The 17,213-nt window shown below is 69.8% G+C and carries 15 protein-coding genes; 10 read left to right on the top strand and 5 right to left on the bottom strand.

Annotated features, from left to right (window positions below):
- Window positions 1-550, top strand: a 550-nt coding sequence (locus BO64_RS14535; RefSeq protein ID WP_496404027.1) for a class I adenylate-forming enzyme family protein, incomplete at its 5' end; no start/stop codon positions are given.
- A gap of 48 nt (window positions 551-598) precedes the next feature.
- Here BO64_RS14535 and BO64_RS14530 read toward each other — a convergent pair.
- Together BO64_RS14530 and BO64_RS14525 are read right to left on the bottom strand one after the other, a co-directional pair.
- Window positions 599-985, bottom strand: coding sequence for a helix-turn-helix domain-containing protein (locus BO64_RS14530; RefSeq protein ID WP_496404031.1), 387 nt, complete (start codon window positions 983-985; stop codon window positions 599-601).
- 895 nt (window positions 986-1,880) lie between these two features.
- Window positions 1,881-3,932 (bottom strand): prolyl oligopeptidase family serine peptidase, encoded by a 2,052-nt coding sequence (locus tag BO64_RS14525; RefSeq protein WP_496404026.1) that lies wholly within the window; start codon window positions 3,930-3,932, stop codon window positions 1,881-1,883.
- Window positions 3,933-4,027: 95 nt separating this feature from the next.
- Between BO64_RS14525 and BO64_RS14520 the strand changes: the two genes are divergently transcribed.
- The 5 genes from BO64_RS14520 (at window position 4,028) to BO64_RS14500 (ending at window position 9,593) form a co-directional block, all read left to right on the top strand.
- The gene (locus BO64_RS14520) at window positions 4,028-4,528 is read left to right on the top strand and encodes a GAF domain-containing protein (protein ID WP_496404025.1); all 501 of its coding nucleotides are present in this window, start codon (window positions 4,028-4,030) and stop codon (window positions 4,526-4,528) included.
- An 84-nt stretch (window positions 4,529-4,612) separates the two neighbouring features.
- Complete coding sequence (locus BO64_RS14515; RefSeq protein ID WP_496404024.1) at window positions 4,613-5,785, top strand: acetyl-CoA C-acetyltransferase; 1,173 nt, start codon at window positions 4,613-4,615, stop codon at window positions 5,783-5,785.
- A gap of 18 nt (window positions 5,786-5,803) precedes the next feature.
- A complete protein-coding gene (locus BO64_RS14510; RefSeq protein ID WP_496404023.1) occupies window positions 5,804-6,484 on the top strand; it encodes an SDR family NAD(P)-dependent oxidoreductase in 681 nt (226 codons plus the stop codon).
- Between the two features lie 93 nt (window positions 6,485-6,577).
- A complete protein-coding gene (locus BO64_RS14505) occupies window positions 6,578-9,127 on the top strand; it encodes a TonB-dependent receptor (RefSeq protein ID WP_496404022.1) in 2,550 nt (849 codons plus the stop codon).
- A gap of 94 nt (window positions 9,128-9,221) precedes the next feature.
- Window positions 9,222-9,593 carry a VOC family protein gene (locus BO64_RS14500; protein ID WP_496404021.1) on the top strand — a complete coding sequence of 124 codons (372 nt, stop codon included), beginning with the start codon at window positions 9,222-9,224 and terminating at the stop codon, window positions 9,591-9,593.
- Here BO64_RS14500 and BO64_RS14495 read toward each other — a convergent pair.
- Complete coding sequence (locus BO64_RS14495) at window positions 9,580-10,944, bottom strand: PQQ-dependent sugar dehydrogenase (protein ID WP_496404020.1); 1,365 nt, start codon at window positions 10,942-10,944, stop codon at window positions 9,580-9,582. The genes BO64_RS14500 and BO64_RS14495 overlap by 14 nt on opposite strands.
- Before the next feature lie 107 nt (window positions 10,945-11,051).
- On the opposite strand from BO64_RS14495, the gene BO64_RS14490 reads away from it, so the two are divergent.
- Entirely contained in the window at window positions 11,052-12,218 is a 1,167-nt protein-coding gene (locus tag BO64_RS14490) for an acyl-CoA dehydrogenase family protein (protein ID WP_496404019.1), read from the top strand.
- A gap of 4 nt (window positions 12,219-12,222) precedes the next feature.
- The gene (locus BO64_RS14485) at window positions 12,223-13,308 is read left to right on the top strand and encodes an acyl-CoA dehydrogenase family protein (protein ID WP_496404018.1); all 1,086 of its coding nucleotides are present in this window, start codon (window positions 12,223-12,225) and stop codon (window positions 13,306-13,308) included.
- On the opposite strand, the gene BO64_RS14480 is transcribed toward BO64_RS14485, so the two are convergent.
- Entirely contained in the window at window positions 13,305-14,786 is a 1,482-nt protein-coding gene (locus tag BO64_RS14480) for an amidase (RefSeq protein ID WP_496404017.1), read from the bottom strand. The two genes, BO64_RS14485 and BO64_RS14480, sit on opposite strands and share 4 nt — an antisense overlap.
- A gap of 105 nt (window positions 14,787-14,891) precedes the next feature.
- Window positions 14,892-15,080, bottom strand: a complete 189-nt coding sequence (locus tag BO64_RS14475) for a DUF3008 family protein (protein WP_496404016.1) — start codon at window positions 15,078-15,080, stop codon at window positions 14,892-14,894.
- Window positions 15,081-15,175: 95 nt separating this feature from the next.
- Here BO64_RS14475 and BO64_RS14470 point away from each other — a divergent pair, with 95 nt between their 5' ends.
- Both BO64_RS14470 and BO64_RS14465 read left to right on the top strand, forming a co-directional pair.
- Entirely contained in the window at window positions 15,176-15,979 is an 804-nt protein-coding gene (locus BO64_RS14470; RefSeq protein ID WP_496404015.1) for a potassium channel family protein, read from the top strand.
- A gap of 112 nt (window positions 15,980-16,091) precedes the next feature.
- The gene (locus tag BO64_RS14465) at window positions 16,092-17,138 is read left to right on the top strand and encodes a LacI family DNA-binding transcriptional regulator (RefSeq protein WP_496404014.1); all 1,047 of its coding nucleotides are present in this window, start codon (window positions 16,092-16,094) and stop codon (window positions 17,136-17,138) included.
- Window positions 17,139-17,213: the final 75 nt, after the last annotated feature.

Genomic DNA, 17,213 nt, shown 5'->3' with positions numbered 1-17,213 from the left:
GCTGCCGGGGCATGACATCCGGCTGATCGACGAGAACGGCAAGGAAGTGCCCCAGGGCGAGATCGGCGAGGTGGTCGGCCGCTCGGGGGCGATGATGGTCGGCTACCACAACCAGCCGGGCAAGACCTCGGACGCCGAATGGTGGAGCCCGGAGGGTCTTCGCTACATCCGCACGGGAGACGTGGGGCGGTTCGACGAGGACGGCTTCCTCACTCTCATGGACCGCAAGAAGGACATGATCATCTCGGGCGGGTTCAACATCTACCCGAGCGACCTCGAGGCCGAGGTCATGCAGCACCCGGCGGTGCTGGAGGTGGCGGTTGTGGGCGTGCCCTCGGAGCAGTGGGGCGAGACGCCCGTGGCCTTCGTGGCCCTGAAGCCCGGCCAGGACATCGCCGCCGAAGAGCTCAAGACCTGGGTCAACGCCCGCCTCGGCAAGACCCAGCGCCTCGCCGACCTCAAGATCGTCGAGAGCCTCCCCCGCAGCCACATCGGCAAGGTCCTCAAGCGCGAACTGCGGGATGGCTACAAGGCTCAGGCGACGGCCTGATGGCGACTTTCCCGTCGGCCGCGCGGCGGCCGACGGGAGCCGTTCTTCCTAGGCCTCTTCCGAGACCGTACGCACCAGTTCGAGCAGCTTGCGCCGCAGGGCTGGCTGGCCGATGCGCGGGAAGGCCGACATCAGCTCCAGCCCCTCGCTGGTCAGCATGAAGTCCTGGGCCTCCTGCGCCGCATTGGCGTTCGCCTCGTCGCTGAGCCCTTCGTAGAAGTAGGTGACCGAGGTCTGCAGAGCCCGGGCGATCTCCCACAGCTTGGAGGCGCTGACGCGATTGGCGCCGCGCTCGTATTTCTGAACCTGCTGGAAGGTGATCCCCAGGGCCTCGGCCAGGCGCTCCTGGCTCACCCCGATTTCCTTGCGGCGCATGCGGATCCGAAGACCCACATGGCGATCGACCGGATGGGGGCCGTCCCCACGGCCCTCCATGACTTCTTCCCCTGACACTTGCGCCCCCAGCATGACACTTTGCAACGGCATATTCATTTCGACACTCCTGCGACGGGACGAGCCGCGCCGTCGCACCTCCCCCCAGAGGTACGTCCTGAGGTTGCGAGAAGATGTTGCGCCGCGGAAGCGCGGCTCTACCCATTTTGGGGCAGGGGCAAGTTCCCGTTTTGATCAGGCGCCGCGAGCAAGCTGAACCCGCTCGCCATCCCAGAGCGCAGCAGGCCGTACTCGGCGCGCCCCGGAACACCCGGGCCAGGTGGGTCTGGTTGTCGAGCATGTAGCTGCCGAACGGCGTGCGTTGAGCACGCGCCCGGGGCCGCGACATAGCCGTCGCCGATCCGTTTGCGGAGGTCGTCCCCGAGCTGCCGGTTGAGGTGGCGGCGGACAGTTTCCTGCGACATTCCAAGGCTGTCGCAGAGGGCCGAGCGCCGGAACGGCGGCCGCGCCTCGTCGCGAAGCAGCAGGCCCGGATCGCTCAGCAGGGCGGCGTCGCCCAGGTGCTCGCCTGGCCTGGACCATGTCCATGAGGATGACGCCGGTGACGAGGTCGCCCAGATGGCCGGCCGACGGCTCGACCAGGCGCAGCATGCAGTCGGCCGAGAGGCGCGTCGCCATGCGGATCGGCGGGAGCCTCTGGATCGAACGGCGAGGGCGCCCGCGGGAGGTTCGCCAGCAGCCCTGCGCGGGACAACGTAGGGTAGAGTTTCCGGGCCTTCCATACTGATCCGTTGCCAGCATGCGATAGAACGGCGAGGCCACGGGCTCTGGGGCAAGAGGGCGTGGTTGCGCCGCCGGGCCGTCTCGAAAATGATGTGCAGCGAGGCGGCCCGGGCGTTGACGCTGGCGAGGCGGACCGGGAGGTGGAACGGCCTGGCTACTTGTAGCGCTCGAACCAGGCGATGATGGCCGCGGCCTTGGCTGCGGACTGCGACGGCCGGGCCGCGAGGCCGCCGTGGCCTGCGCCGGGAACGCGCACCAGGGCCGTAGGTACGCCCTTGAGTTGCAATGCCTGATAGTACTGCTCGGCTTCGGAGACGGGTGTCCGCAGGTCCTCCTCGCCGACCACCACCAGGGTCGGGGTGGTGACAGAGCCCACCAGCGACAGCGGTGAGCGGGCCCAATAGCCCTGCGGGTCCTCCCAGGGCATCTTGCCGAACCAGTTCTTGGTCATGCCCACATAGCCGTCGGCGGTGAGCGTCTGACTGGTCCAGTTGATGACCGGCTTCTGGGTGGCCGCCGCCTTGAAGCGGTCGGTCTTGCCGACGATCCAGGAGGTCAGGACGCCGCCGCCGGAACCGCCGGTGACATAAAGCCGCTCGGGATCCACGAAGCCCTTGGCGATGGCGGCGTCCACCGCGCTCATCAGGTCGTCGTAGTCGTTGCCGGGGTACTTCTTGTCGATCTCGTTGGCGAAGGCGTTGCCGTACGAGGTGGAGCCCCGCGGGTTGGCGTAGACCACGACATAGCCGGCCTGGGCGTAGAGCTGGACGTCGGTGGCGAAGGCCGGGCCGTAGGCCTGGTGCGGGCCGCCATGGATCTCCAGGATCAGCGGGTACTTCTTCGTCGGATTGAAGTCGGGCGGGGTGGCGATCCAGGCGTCGATGGGCTTGCCGTCATAGGACGAGGTCACCGGCAGGTGCTCCACCTTGGCCAGGGCCTTGCCGGCCAGCAGGGCATCGTTCAGCCGGGTCAGGCGGGTGGTCTTGCCGCCACGCAGGACCGCGAGATCAGCCGGATGCTCGGGCGCGCCCAGGGTGTAGGCGATCACCCCGCCGCGCCCGACGGAGAATTCGCCGCCGGCGTAGGGGCGGTCGAAGCCGCCCCCGGCCAGGCCGCTGAGCACCGTCTCGAAGCGGCCGTCCAGGGTGGCGCGCCCGACCTTGGTGACGCCCTTGTCCACATAGTCGAAGTAGATGGCGCGGCCGTCCGGCGACCACTGGGGAACACCCACGGCGCGGTCGAGGCCGGCGGCCAGCTGACGAACGTTCCGGCCGTCGGCGTCCATCACATAGAGCTTGGCGTCCTCGTGGCTGAGGCCACGGTCGTCGTTGCCGATGTAGGCGATCTTGGAGCCGTCGGGCGAGGGGACCGGGGCGGCGTCGGGGCCGACCCGCGTGGTCAGCCGGGTGAGCTGGCCGCTGGCCACATCCACCCGCCAGATGTCGCTCTCGTTGGGCTCCCGCTCCCAGTCAGGATTGCGGTTGGAGCTGAACAGCACGCCGCGGCCGTCGGCGGTGAAGCTGATGGGGCCGTCGCCGTCGAAGCGGCCGAAGGTGAGCTGGCGCGGCTGGCCGCCGTCGGCGGGAACCACGAACACCTGCCGGAAGCCCGGCTTGAGGAACCCTTGCCCGTCGAAACGATAGTTAACCCGGTCGATCACCTTGAGCGGTTCGGCCCACCTGGCCCCCTCGGGCTTCTTGAGCGGCGCCCCGAGCGGCTTGGGCTCGTCCAGCTCGAGCATGGTGAAGGCGAGGGTCTTGCCGTCGGGCGACCAGGCGATGTCGTTGGGCGCCTGCTCAAGGGTGGCGACCTTGGCCGAGCGCCCCGTGGCCACCCATCGGACATAGAGTTGCGGCGACTGTCCCGGCTGGGCGGCCACATAGGCCAGGCGCGTGCCGTCCGGGGACCAGCGGGGCGCGAAGCTCGCGCCCTCTTCGACGACCAGCGGCGACTGTGCGCCGGTGGCGAGGTCGGCCAGCCAGATCGAGCGCTGGGCCCGGTCGGTCATGATGTCGTTGCGGACCCGGACATAGGCCACGGCGCCGCCGTCCGGCCGCACCTGGGGATCGGACACCTGCTGCAGGCCGAAGAGGTCGCGGGCCGTGAAGGTGCGGGACGGGCCCTCCACCACCTGGGCGTAGACCGACGGAGTGGTGGTCGTGGTGACCGCAAGCGCCAGAACGGCCGCTAGAACTGCTGCACGCATGAGATGAAAGCCCCCAGCCGGAACGCGAAACGTGCGGCAGAGAAAGCTGAGCGGAAGGCTTTGTCCAGCCGCGCCGGATCGCTACATGCGATCGCATGGCCGAAGCCTTCAACGAACTCGCCCTGCCCAACGCCAAGGCGGAACGCTACGCCGCCGTGGCTCAGGAGATCGCCGCCGTGCTCGACGGCGAACCGAACCTTACCGCGCGCATGGCGACGGTGGCCTCGATGCTGGCGAACAGCTTCGAGCATTATTTCTGGACCGGCTTCTATGTGGTCGATCCCGACAAGGGCGACGAACTGGTGGTCGGGCCCTATCAGGGCACCCTGGGCTGCCTGAGGATCGCCTTCGGCCGGGGCGTCTGCGGGACTGCGGCGGCCGCGCGCCAGACCCAGCTCGTGGCGGACGTCCACGCCTTCCCCGGCCACATCGCCTGCGACAGCCGCTCGGCCAGCGAGATCGTCGTGCCCGTGCTGGATGCGGCGGGCGCGCTGATCGCGGTGCTCGACGTCGATTCCGAACAGCCGGCCGCCTTCGACGCCACGGACCAGGAATGGCTGGAGCGCATCCTCGCGGAAACGTTCAGCCGAGGGTGATTGTCTTACGCTGCGTCGCCCCGGTTACATCAGCATCGAGGCGCCCGGAGCGGTGGGCGCAACCGAACGAACGGAGCTGTTGAGATGGGCGAAGCCTATATCGTTGCCGCGACGCGGACCGCGGGCGGGCGCAAGGGCGGCCGCGTGCGCGGCTGGCATCCGGCCGACCTTGGCGCGGAGGTCCTGAACGAGCTGGTGAACCGCGCGGGCGTTGCGCCGGACGCCGTCGAGGACGTGGTCATGGGCTGCGTCATGCAGGTGGGCGAGCAGTCCACCAACATCGCCCGCGGCGCGGTCCTGGCCTCGAAGCTGCCGGAAAGCGTGCCGGCCACCTCGGTCGACCGTCAGTGCGGCTCCTCGCAACAGGCCCTGCACTTCGCCGCCCAGGGCGTGATGAGCGGCACGCAGGACATCGTGATCGCCGCCGGCGTCGAGAGCATGACCCGCGTGCCCATGGGCCTGTCGGTCTCGCTGGCCTTCAAGGAAGGCTTCGGCCATCCGAAGAGCCCCCGCCAGGAGGAGCGCTATCCGAACATCCAGTTCAGCCAGTTCATGGGCGCCGAAATGGTGGCCGAGAAGTACGGCCTGACCAAGGACCAGCTGGACGAGTTCGGCTACCAGTCGCACCAGCGCGCCATCGCGGCGACCCAGGCCGGCGCCTTCAAGGATGAGATCCTGGCCATCGACGGCCTGGACGCCGAGGGCAACACCGTCCGCCACGACGTGGACGAGGGCATCCGCTTCGACGTCAGCCTGGAAGGCATCAAGGGCGTGAAGCTCCTGCGCGAGGGCGGCAAGATCACCGCCGCCACCTCCAGCCAGATCTGCGACGGCGCCTCTGGCGTGATGATCGTCTCGGAAAAGGCGCTGAAGGAGCACAACCTCACGCCGATGGCCCGCATCCATCACCTGTCGCTGCTCGGCCACGACCCGGTGATCATGCTGGAAGCGCCGATCCCGGCGACGGAGCGCGCCCTGAAGAAGGCCGGCATGTCGATCGACGACATCGACCTGTTCGAGGTCAACGAGGCCTTCGCCTCGGTGCCGGTGGCGTGGCTGCAGAAGCTGGGCGCCGATCCGGACAAGCTGAACGTGAATGGCGGCGCCATCGCCCTCGGTCACCCGCTCGGCGCCTCGGGCACCAAGCTGATGACGACCCTGATCTACGCGCTGAAGGCGCGCGGCAAGAAGTGGGGGCTGCAGACGATGTGCGAAGGCGGCGGCATGGCCAACGTCACCATCGTCGAGGCGCTCTAGTCGCGCTATAGCGGCGGCATGGCTGGCCGCATCATCGCAATCACGGGCGCCGCAGGCGTCCTGGGCTCCGCCGTGGCGAAGGCTGCGGCGGAGCTTCCCGTTCAGCTCGCCCTCATCGACCACGCCCAGCATTGCCCGGGGCCGGAGGGCGCTTTCATCCAGACGGGCGTCGACCTCACCGATCCGGTCCAGGCGGGGGCGGCCATCGATGCCGTGGCCGAGCAACTGGGCGGCCTGGACGTGCTGCTGAACATCGCCGGAGGCTTCCGGTGGGAGCCCGTGGAGGGCGGCGATCCCGAGACCTGGCCGCATCTTTTCCGGCTGAACGTCCTGACCGCGACCAACGCCAGCCGGGCGGCCATCCCGCACCTGAAGCGCAGCGCAGCCGGTCGGATCGTCAATGTGGGCTCGGCCGCCGCGCTGAAGGCGGGGCTGGGCATGGGCGCCTATGCGGCCTCGAAGGCGGGGGTCCACGCCCTGACCCAGGCCCTGGCCGAGGAACTGAAGGGCGATGGCGTCACGGTGAACGCGGTGCTGCCGTCGATCATTGATACGCCCACCAATCGCAAGGACATGCCCGACGCCGACTTCTCGGCCTGGGTGGCGCCTGAGCACCTGGCCTCGGTGATCCTGTTTCTCGCCTCCGAGGCGGCCGGGGCCGTGACCGGGGCCCTGGCGCCGGTGACCGGCCGGGTCTGATCGCGCGTCCGATATCGGCGGCGTCGGGGCGTCACGAGTCGTTATGGAATAGCCGCTAACGCCCTGCGCACGCACTGCGTAGGGGATAGTTTCATGTTCAGGTCACGCACGCGGCTCCTCGCCGCGGCGAGCGTTTTCGTGCTCTCGGCCGGTGCAGCCGGGGCCCAGGAGTCCACGGCGGTCCAGGAGATCGTCGTCACCGCCCAGAAGCAACAGCAGCAGGCCATCGATGTTCCCATCGCGCTGACGGCCTTTGGCGCGAGGCGGCTCGAGGACCTTGGGGTGCAGGACTTCGCGGACCTGTCGCTGTTCACCCCCGGCTTCGAGGTGCGGGCCCAGTCGCCCAACAACGCGGGCTTCGTGATGCGCGGGATCACCTCCGACTCCACCGAGGCCTATGCCGAGGCGCGGGTCTCGGTGTTCCAGGACGGCGTCTCCATCTCGAAGGCCCAGGCGGCCTATGTGGAGCTGTTCGACCTGGAGCGGGTGGAGGTGGCCAAGGGGCCGCAGTCCACGCTGTTCGGCCGGGGCGCGCTGATCGGGGGCGTGAACCTGATCCAGGCCAAGGCCTCCACCGACGGCTTCGAGGGCTACGCCAAGGTCGAGGCGGGGAGCCACAACGCCTGGCTTGGCGAGGCGGCGGTGAACCTGCCTATCACCGAGCGCGTGGCGCTGCGGATGGCGGGCCGCCTGCGCAGCCGCCACGGCTATGTGGACAACGCCCTGGGCGGCGACGCCTTCCAGTCCATCGACAGCGGCGCCTTCCGCGTCAGCCTGCGCCTGGAGCCCACCGAGCAGGCCACGGTGGACCTGATCGCCAACTACCAGAAGGACGCACCCACCAGTACGGCCTTCAAGTCCAACGGCTTTTCCCCCACCGATCCTGCCACGGGACGGGTGCTGGCCGACCGCAGCCCGCACAGCGCCGCCGCCCTCGCCGCGGGCCCTGGCTTCCAGGGCGGCCGGGAGATGGGCCTGATCCGAGAGGTGCGGAGCCTCACCGGCCTCACCACGGTGGAGCTGACCGACGTCCTGACACTGAGCTCGATCAGCGCCTACCGGGACTATGACAGCGAGGAGCTGTTCGATCCGGACGGCCTGTCCCTGCCGATCCTGACCAGCCTGAACGACGCCTATGGGAAGCAGTGGAGCCAGGAGCTGCGGCTGAACTACGACGCCGGCGGCCGGATGCAGGGCTTCGTGGGCGCGAGCTTCTTCAAGTCGAAGGACTACCAGGCCCGACCCCTGCAGTTCGACGAGCGGATGACCCTCGCGGTGGTGGCCGGCCAACTGCACGCGGGCGCGGCGGGCTCGGGCCTGCCGGTCACCACGCCGGCCCCCGCGGCGACCTTCGCCTCCACGGCCTTCACCGGCGCCCTGTTGCGCGGGGTGGTGGCGAGCCTGAGCGATAACCGCCTGGTCCTCACGCCGGCCCAGGCCGCCGCTATCGCTGCGAACCTGCGGCCCAACCACGTGGAGGAGGGCGGCGGTCGGTCGGACCTGGAATCCATTGACCTGTTCGCGGACGTCAGCTTCGACCTCACCGACCGCCTGGAGGTCTCGGCAGGCCTGCGCTTCACTCATGACGAGAAGACCACCAGCTTCAGCTCGCGGGTCGTGGGCGGCCGCAGCGTGCTCGGCGGCGCCATCGCCGCGGCCCAGTTGGCCGCCGACGGCGCGCCTCAGGGCCTCGCTCAGGCGCAGGCTCTTGTCGGCGCCCTGGCCCAGCCGCTGGTCCAGCAGATCCCGGACGGCGTGCTGCCGCTCTTCGGCCTGACCTTCCAGCCCACCACCGGCAATGGCGAAGCCGCCAGGGCCAGCCTGGAGGACGATGCGCTCACCTGGCGGCTCGTGGCGCGCTACGGCCTTTCGGAAGACGCCAACCTCTACGCCTCCTACGCCCGGGGGCGGCTGCCGAAGGTGCTGGCCGCGTCCGCGCCGAGCACCCCGGGAACCCCGGCCCGGTTCGGCGTCGTGGAGGCCGAGACGGTGGACAGCTACGAGGTGGGGGCGAAGCTGGCCCTGCTGGACCATCGCCTGCGCCTGGACACGGCCGCCTATCGCTACGACTACGACAACTTCCAGACGGTGGAGCAGCGCGGCACGCTGTTCGTGATCACCAACGCCGGCGAGGCCCGGGCGTACGGCTTCGAGACCCAGGCCGATCTCGCGGTGACGCCGAGCTTCAGCGTGCTCGCCACCTACGCCTACAACCACGCCCGGTTCAGCGCCGGCGCCTATGACGGCAACCGCTTCCGCTTGGCGCCGGACCATTCGGCCTCGCTGGCGGCGAGCTATCGTGTGGCGCTGCGGGGCGGCAAGCTGGAGGTGCGCCCCAGCTACACTTGGCAGTCGAAGGTCTTCTTCGAGAACAACAACGACCGGCCTGAACTGCAGCAGCCCCCCAACGCCTTCGTGGCCGACAATGTGCAGGACGAGTTCCAGAAGGCCTACGGGCTCCTGAACCTGCGCCTCGCCTGGACCTCGGGGACGCGGCCGCTGACGCTGGAGGCCTTCGCCACCAACATCCTGGACAAGGCCTACATCATCGACGCCGGCAACACCGGCGACAGCCTGGGCTTGCCGACGTTCATCGCGGGGACGCCGCGGATGGTGGGCGTGGGCCTCACCTGGCGCTACTGAATCCAAACGCTGGCGGCGGCCGACTCGCCGCCAGCCTAGGCGCCCCGTGCGTCAGCGCGCTATCCGTCGGACAGAGTTTCAGGGGAGCTATTGCATGATCGGTTACGCCACCATCGGCGCCAACGACCTCGAACGCGCCACCGCCTTCTACGACCAGGTGTTCGCCGCCCTGGGCGGCCGGCGGACCTTCACCATGGGCGACCGGATGCAGTTCTACGGCAGTAAGGACAGCCCGGGCATGGTGGCGATCTGCAAGCCCTATGACGGCCAGCCCGCCACCGCCGGCAACGGCACGATGTTCGGCCTGCCGGCCGCGACCAAGGAGGCGGTGGAGGCCGCCTATGCCGCCGCCATGGCCGCCGGCGGCCAGTGCGAAGGCCCGCCCGGTCCGCGGACCGAGACCTTCTATGGCGCCTATTTCCGCGATCTCGACGGCAACAAGATCTGCGTCTTCAAGATGGGCTGACGGGCGCGGCCCCGGCGACAGGCGTCGCCGGGGCCACTCGCCAGACCACCTCGCCCACGTCGTCGGCCACCAGCAGGCCGCCGCGGGCGTCCACCGCCACGCCCACCGGCCGTCCGCGCACCTTGCCGTCTTCAGCGACGAAGCCGGTGAGGAAGGCCTGAGGCGGCATCTGCGGCCGACCGCCCGAGAAGGGCACGAACACCACCCGATAGCCGTTCAGAGGCTTGCGGTTCCAGGAGCCGTGCTGGCCCACGAACGCACCCCCGCGGTAGGCCGCCGGGAAGGCGTCGGCGGTGTAGAAGGTCAGGCCCAGCGAGGCGGTGTGCGGGCCAAGGGCGTAGTCCGGCACGATGGCCTTGGCGACGAGGTCAGGCCGCTGGGGCTTCACCCGCTCGTCCACCCGACCACCGAAGTAGCTGTAGGGCCAGCCATAGAAGCCGCCGTCCTGCACGCGGGTCATGTAGTCGGGGACGAGATCGTCGCCGATTTCGTCGCGCTCGTTGACGGTGGTCCAGAGCTGCCCGGTGACGGGCTCCCAGGCCAGGCCGTTGGGATTGCGCAGACCGGTGGCGAACAGGCGCAGCCGGCCGGAGGCGATGTCGTACTCGTGGATGGCCGCGCGCCCGACCTCCTCCTCCATGCCGTTCTCGGCGACGTTCGAGTTGGAGCCGACGGTGGCGTAGAGCTTGGCCCCGTCCGGGCTGGCGATCAGGCTCTTGGTCCAGTGATGGTTGCGGCCCGCCGGGAGGTCGAAGACCGGCTCGCCCGGCCCCTCCACCTGCGTCTGGCCAGGCGTATAGGCGAAGCGGACCACGCCGTCGTCCCGGGCGATGTAGAGGGTCTGGCCCACCAGGGCCATGCCGAACGGCCGGCGGATGTCGGCGGCGAAGACGGTCTTGAATTCGGCCACGCCGTCGCCGTCGGCGTCGCGGAGCAACATGATGCGGTCGGGGCTCTTGGTCTGGGCGCCGCCGGACTTCTTCATCAGCAGGTTCTGGAAGAAGCCGCGCACGCCCTTGGCCGGCTGGGTCTCCGACGAGGACTCGGCCACCAGCACGTCGCCGTTCGGCAGGACGAGCAGCCAGCGCGGGTGATCGAAGCCGTCGGCGAAACGGGTGACTGTGAAGCCCGGCGGCGCAATGGGCGTCTCACCGGCAGCCCAGCCCTTCACCTCGGCGATGTTCACCGTGGGCAACAGCCCTTTGCGCGGGGCGGGCAGGTCAGGGTTCGGGCCGAAGCCCACCCACGGGTCGGGCGAGCCCCCTTCGCTGGAACAGGCGGTCAGGGCCAGGGCTATGGCCAGGGCGGCGGGGGCGCCGGTGCGGCCGGCGACAGACCGGGGGCGGGACATGGGTTTCCTCCGTTTTTCCGCATCATAGCTTACGTCGGGGCGCCGTTGCGCGGGCGCGGGAAAGCGGCTCCGATTACGCCCAGGCCCGAGCGCCTGGGGAGGAGCCGATGGACCTTACGCTGACGCCTGAACTGGAGGCGTTCCGGGAGGAGGTGCGCGCATTCCTGGAGGCGCACCGCTCTGAATATGAAGCCGGCCAGCCGAAGGACGCCCTGGCCTGGCAGCGGCTACTGATCGAGAACGGCTACGCCGCGCGGACGATCCCCCGGGAATACGGCGGCTACGGCGCCGAGCCTGACATGCTGAAGGCGCGGATCATCGCCGAGGCTTTCATCGCCGCCGGCGCGCCGCGGGGGATCGCCAACCAGGGCGTCTCCATGCTGGCGCCGACCCTGCTGGAAGTGGGGACGGAGGAACAGAAGCGCCGGTGGATTCCGCCGACCCTTCGGGGCGAGGTGATCTGGTGCCAGGGCTATTCCGAGCCGGGCGCCGGGTCGGACCTGGCCGCCCTGCAGACCCGGGCGGTGGAGGACGGCGACGACTTCGTCATCTCGGGCAGCAAGATCTGGACGTCGACGGCGCACCTGGCGGACATGATGTTCTGCCTCGTGCGGACCGAACCCGATGCGCCGAAGCACGAGGGCGTCTCCTATGTCCTGATCCCCATGGACGCGCCCGGGATCGAGGTGCGGCCGCTCAAGACCATGACCGGCCATGCGGAGTTCAACGAGGTGTTCTTCACCGACGTGCGCGTGCCGCAGGCCAATGTGGTGGGCGGGCGCGGACGCGGGTGGCAGGTGGCCAACACCACGCTGAAGCATGAGCGGGGCATGCTGGGCGACCCGAACGCCACCGAGGCCCGGCTGCAGGCTCTGATCGAGCTGATGAGGACCGAGACCGTGGACGGGCGGCCGATCATCGAGAACCCGGTCTTCCGCGACCGTCTGATGCAGCTCCAGGCCCGCGTGCTGGCCATGAAGTTCAACGGCCTGCGGACTATGACCGATGAAACGGCGGGCCTGGCGCGGCTGGTGGTCAAGCTCCAGGGCTGCGAATTGAACCATCAGGTGGCGGCCCTGGCCATCGACGCCCTGGGCGAGCTCGGGGTGCTGTACCACGACGGGCCGCACCTGCGGGCGAAGGGCTCGTGGCAGCGCAACTACATGTTCGACCTGGGCCTGATCATTGGCGGCGGCACGGCCCAGATCCAGAAGAACATCATCGCCGAGCGGGGCCTTGGGATGCCCCGCGAGCCGAAGCTGGCGGGGGCGTGAGGCCATGCGATTCGCGCTTTCCGAAGACCAGGTGCTGCTGCAGGACAGCCTGACCAAGGCGCTGGAGCAACTGGCCCCGCTGGAGCGCGTGCGCCGTTTCGCCGACCAGGAGGAAGCCTCGGCTCCCGACATCTGGGCAGGGCTCACCGAGCTTGGCCTGCCGGGCTTGCTAATCCCGGAGCAGCATGGCGGCCTTGCCCTTGGCCTGCTCGAGGCGTCGCTGGCCGCCGAGGCGCTCGGCCGCAGCGTGGCCCCGACGCCGTTCCTGGGCTCGGCCGTGTTGGCGCCGCTGGCCTTGATGAGCGCGGGCTCCCCCGAGCAGCAGGCCTACTGGCTGCCCAGGCTTGCGGCCGGGCAGGTGACGGCGGGCGTGGCCATCGCCGAACCCATCGCCGGGGCCCGCGACGGCGCCGGGGTGACCGCCGGCGGCGGACGGCTCAATGGTCGCAGCCTGTTCGCCTTCGGAGCTTCGGGGGCTGACCTGCTGATCGTCGCCGACATGGCCGGCGGACTGCACCTCGCGGAGCAGGCCGAGGCGGTGGACCTGATGCCGACCATCGACGCCACGCGACGCCTCACCGAGATCACCTTCCGGGACACCCGGGCCGAGCCGCTGGCGGCCGAGGCGGCGCCTGGCGTCGCACTGGCCCGCCTGCGCGACGCGGCCTGGACCGTGCTCGCCGCCGACACCCTGGGCGCGGCCCAGGCGATGCTGGACAAGGCGGTGGCCTACGCCAAGGAGCGCCGCCAGTTCGGGCGGGTGATCGGCTCGTTCCAGGCGGTGAAGCACCTGTGCGCCGAGATGGCGGCGGAGATCGAGCCGGCCCGCGCCCTGGTCTGGTACGCGGCCTATGCGTTCGACCGGGCGCCCGAAGAGGCCTCGCTGATGGCCGCCCATGCCAAGGCCCACACCAGCGAGATCGGCCGGTTCGTGGCGCGCACCTCCACCGAGGTGCACGGCGGCATCGGCATCACCGACCTTCTGGGCCTGCACTACTGGTTCAAGCGCATCGGCCTGAACAGGCAGCTGCTGGGCGGACCCGAGCGGGTGCGGGAGATCGCCGCCCGCCTGCAGGGCCTGGCCGCCTAGGCGTGCACCGGCGGGATGCGCCCGGCCCACGGGCGCGCCGCCTCCAGCTGATAGGCGAGCTGGAACAGGAGGCCCTCCTGCCCGACACGCGCGGCGAACTGGCTTCCGACCGGCAAGCCCGCAGGGGTCCAGTTGAGCGGGACGCTCATGGCCGGCGCCCCGACGACGTTGTGGTAGGTGGTGTAGCCCACATACTCGATCAGCCGGGCGACCAGGGTGTCGAAGGGCGTATCGGGGCCGACAAAGCCGAGCGGGGGCGGCGGGGCCGAGAGCACTGGCGACAGGACGACGTCGAAGCCGCCGGCCACGAACCAGGGATCATAGGCCATGGCTGCGGCGTGCAGGCGTTGGAGCGCGGCGTCGAGTGCGTCCTGCGGCGCCTTCAGGAACATCTCAGCCATGCCCAGGCTGAAGGGTTCGAGCACCCTCTCGTCGGGCGCGCGGCCAAGCGCCTTGCCGACCTCGCCCGCGAGCTGCGCGGCGCCCGAGGCCCACAGCAGCAGGAAGTCGTTGATGAACTCCGGGCCGGTGGGCCAGCGGGTTTCGACGACGGTGTGGCCGAGCTCCTCCAGAAGACGGGCTGTGGAGAGGGTGGCGTCGCGTACCTCTGGCGACGGCTCCAAGCCCGCCATGCCGGGCATGACCAGGCCGATCCGCAGGCGGCGGCGGAGCGGCGTCGAGACCATGCCGACCGGCGGGAACTGGGCGCCGTCGCCGCTGTCCTCGCAGGCAGCGAACATCGCGGCGCTGTCGCGGACGCTGCGGGTGAGGACGTGCTCGGCCGACAGGTCGGTGATCTTGGTGAGGTCGCGGGCGCCGACCATCCGGCCGCGAGAGGGCTTGAGGCCGAACAGGCCGCAGCATGAGGCGGGAATGCGGATGGAGCCGCCGCCGTCGCTGGCGTGGGCGAAAGGCACGACCCCGGCGGCCACGGCCGCCGCTGCGCCGCCGGACGAGCCGCCGCTGGAACGCTCCGGATCCCACGGATTGCGGGTCGGCCCGAAGGCGGCGGGCTCGGTGGTGGGCAGGAAGCCGTATTCGGGGGTAGAGGACTTGCCGATGACGATCACCCCGGCCCGTTCATAGGCGGCCACCAGGGGCGCGCTCTCCCGGGCGGGCGGATCGGCGAGATGGGCCCGCGATCCGTGGCGGGTGGGAAGGCCGGCGTAGTCGTCCAGGTCCTTCACAAGGAACGGTACGCCGGCGAAGGGGCCGGACGGCGGCGCCTGGGCGGCCCGGGCAAGGGCGCGTTCGAAATCGGAATGGACCAGGAAGTTCAGCTCTGGTTGCAGCGCCACAGCCCTATCGATGGCCGTGCGGACGGCCTCCAGCGGCGTAAGCTCCCGGGCCCGGATGCGGGCGGCCATCTCGGTGGCGTCCGGCCATGCCGAGGCGCCAGCTCCGGACGCGGGAACCGTGGCGCAGGCGGCCAGGGCCAAGGGCGCGGCGGCGACGGCCCGGCGCGTGAGATCGATCATGTTTCGCCCCCCTCGTTCCGCCGGTCATTGCGTGCGCCGGCTTGGGAGGCGAGCTTGGCCCAAGCGCAGCGGAGGCGCCAAGCCCCGCCGCGGCAGGCCGAAGCCTCAGGTCTTGGAGACGTGCTCCGGCTTACCCTTGCGCTTGGTGGAGGCCATCTTCTCCAGCTCCTTTTCGGACATGGAGTCGGCCATCGACTTGGAGGCGCCCTTGAGCTTGCTCTTGGGGGTGTCGCCTCGCTTGGCCGACAGGGCCGCGCCGGCGGCCTTCTGCTGAGCGGCGGATTTGGCGGGCATGGCTTGTCCTCGGCGGTTGACCGCGCGACCTTCGCGTGGCGCGGGATGAACCCTCGACCGGCGATCGGGTTCAGAGGCGCGACGGGAGATCGGGCTTGGCGGATCAGATTCCGGATGCGGCGTTGCGGCGACGGCTGCCCAGGCTCCGGGTGCGGCTGCGGGAGCTGTATCACGGCAGGTCGCCCCGGGCGGTCCGCTTCCGGCTCAGCGTCATCGGCCTGGATTTCCTGCTGATCGGCTTCTTCGTGGCCGCGCCGTTCCTGCGGGAGTCGCCGGTCTATCTGGTCATCGACTATGGCGTTGCGCTGATCCTGGCCATCGACCTGACCGCCCGGGCCCTGGCCCACGTCAGCCTTAAAGCCTGGCTGCGCGCGCCCACCGTCTGGGTGGACCTGTTCGTCCTGGTCACGCTGCTGTTTCCGCTCTGGCTGTTCAACCTCGGCTTCCTGCGGGTGATGCGACTGTGGTCGCTTTTCCACTCGAGCTTCTTCTGGGAGACCGTGGGGCGGCGCTACGACGACACCCGCTGGGAGGAGGTCGTCAAGACCGTCGCCACCCTGGTGACCTTCGTCTTCGTGGCCACGGGCTTCGTCTATGCGAGCTTCGCCCGATCACACCCCGGCATTCAGGGCTATCTGGACGCGCTCTACTTCACCATGACGGCGCTGACGACAACCGGCTTCGGCGACATCACCCTGCCGGGCGCCTGGGGCAAGCTGCTGACAATCATCATCATGGTCTGCGGCATCACCCTGTTCGTGCGGCTCGCGCAGGCGCTGATCCGGCCCTTCAAGGTGCGCTTCACCTGTCCGAGCTGCGGCCTCATGCGTCACGACGCCGATGCGGTGCACTGCAAGGCCTGCGGCCGGCTCCTGAACATCCCCAACGACGAGATGTGAGGGCGAACGCCCTTCCTCACGCGCGCCGCCGAACTGCACATCGCCGCCCGGGCGTAGGGCTTGTAGCCCGCTTGTGCCGGCGCCAGAGATCGCTCGTTCGCCAGGAGGATGGATGCCGAAGCCCGCCCGCCGTCAGAAGAGCGCGGTGACGATCCATGACGTCGCCCGCTACGCCGGCGTCTCGCCGATGACGGTCTCGCGCGTGATCAACGGTGAGAAGAATGTCCGCGAGTCCACCCGCAAGGCGGTGAACGCCGCGATCCGCGACCTGAACTACCAGCCGAACCCGGCGGCCCGCAGCCTCGCCGGCGCCGACCTGATCCGCATCGGCCTGCTCTATTCCAATCCATCGGCGGCCTATCTCAGCGAGTTCCTGGTGGGCAGCCTCGACCAGTGCAGACGCAGCAACATCCAGCTGATCGTCGAGCAGTGCGACGAAGAACAGGCCGAGGCCGCGGCCAGGCGGCTGGTGAACTCGGGCGTGGACGGGATTATCCTGCCGCCGCCGCTGTGTGACGCGCCTGAGGTGATCCAGGCCCTGGCGGCCAGCCGGACGCCGGGGGTGGCCGTAGCCACCGGCCGCCCCCCCGCCGACGTTTCGGCGGTGCGGATCGACGACTTTGGGGCCGCCCATGAGATGACCCGCCACCTGGCTGGCCTGGGGCATCGCCGGATCGGCTTCATCAAGGGGCATCCCAACCAGACCGCGAGCGGCCTGCGGCTCGAGGGCTACCTGGCGGGGCTGTCGGAAGCCGGGATCGCGGCGGACGAGGCGCTGATCGAGCAGGGCTACTTCACCTACCGCTCCGGGCTGGAGGCGGCTGAACGCCTGCTCGCCCGGGCGGAGCCGCCGACGGCGATCTTCGCCAGCAACGACGACATGGCCGCGGCCACGGTGGCGGTGGCCCATCGGCGCGGTCTGGACGTGCCGGGCGACCTCACGGTGGTGGGCTATGACGACAGCGCGCTGGCCACCACCATCTGGCCGGAGCTGACCACCATCCGCCAGCCGATCGCCGACATGTCACGTCAGGCGGTGACGCTCCTGGCCGAAGATATCCGCAGCCGCCGGTCGGGCCAGGAAGCTCAGCACCAGCACGCCCTGCAGGCCTTCGCCCTCATTCGCCGCCACTCGGACGGGCCACCGAAGGCCGACTGACGGCCTAGGCTGAGAGCTCAAGCATATGACCGGCCAAGGGCGCAGCGGCGGCTTTAGTCGTCGTCGGCCTTATTC

This window comes from Phenylobacterium composti DSM 19425 (genome assembly GCF_059568645.1).
This window is presented reverse-complemented; position numbering and strand designations above follow the sequence as displayed.

Bases quoted from the DNA above. Each gene is read 5' to 3' on its own strand.
- BO64_RS14525 (WP_496404026.1), bottom strand. From the start codon at position 3,932: ATGCGTGCAGCAGTTCTAGCGGCCGTTCTGGCGCTTGCGGTCACCACG.
- BO64_RS14515 (WP_496404024.1), top strand. From the start codon at position 4,613: ATGGGCGAAGCCTATATCGTTGCCGCGACGCGGACCGCGGGCGGGCGC.
- BO64_RS14465 (WP_496404014.1), top strand. From the start codon at position 16,092: ATGCCGAAGCCCGCCCGCCGTCAGAAGAGCGCGGTGACGATCCATGAC.
- BO64_RS14485 (WP_496404018.1), top strand. From the start codon at position 12,223: ATGCGATTCGCGCTTTCCGAAGACCAGGTGCTGCTGCAGGACAGCCTG.
- BO64_RS14495 (WP_496404020.1), bottom strand. From the start codon at position 10,944: ATGTCCCGCCCCCGGTCTGTCGCCGGCCGCACCGGCGCCCCCGCCGCC.
- BO64_RS14520 (WP_496404025.1), top strand. From the start codon at position 4,028: ATGGCCGAAGCCTTCAACGAACTCGCCCTGCCCAACGCCAAGGCGGAA.
- BO64_RS14500 (WP_496404021.1), top strand. From the start codon at position 9,222: ATGATCGGTTACGCCACCATCGGCGCCAACGACCTCGAACGCGCCACC.
- BO64_RS14475 (WP_496404016.1), bottom strand. From the start codon at position 15,080: ATGCCCGCCAAATCCGCCGCTCAGCAGAAGGCCGCCGGCGCGGCCCTG.
- BO64_RS14510 (WP_496404023.1), top strand. From the start codon at position 5,804: ATGGCTGGCCGCATCATCGCAATCACGGGCGCCGCAGGCGTCCTGGGC.
- BO64_RS14490 (WP_496404019.1), top strand. From the start codon at position 11,052: ATGGACCTTACGCTGACGCCTGAACTGGAGGCGTTCCGGGAGGAGGTG.
- BO64_RS14530 (WP_496404031.1), bottom strand. From the start codon at position 985: ATGGAGGGCCGTGGGGACGGCCCCCATCCGGTCGATCGCCATGTGGGT.
- BO64_RS14505 (WP_496404022.1), top strand. From the start codon at position 6,578: ATGTTCAGGTCACGCACGCGGCTCCTCGCCGCGGCGAGCGTTTTCGTG.
- BO64_RS14480 (WP_496404017.1), bottom strand. From the start codon at position 14,786: ATGATCGATCTCACGCGCCGGGCCGTCGCCGCCGCGCCCTTGGCCCTG.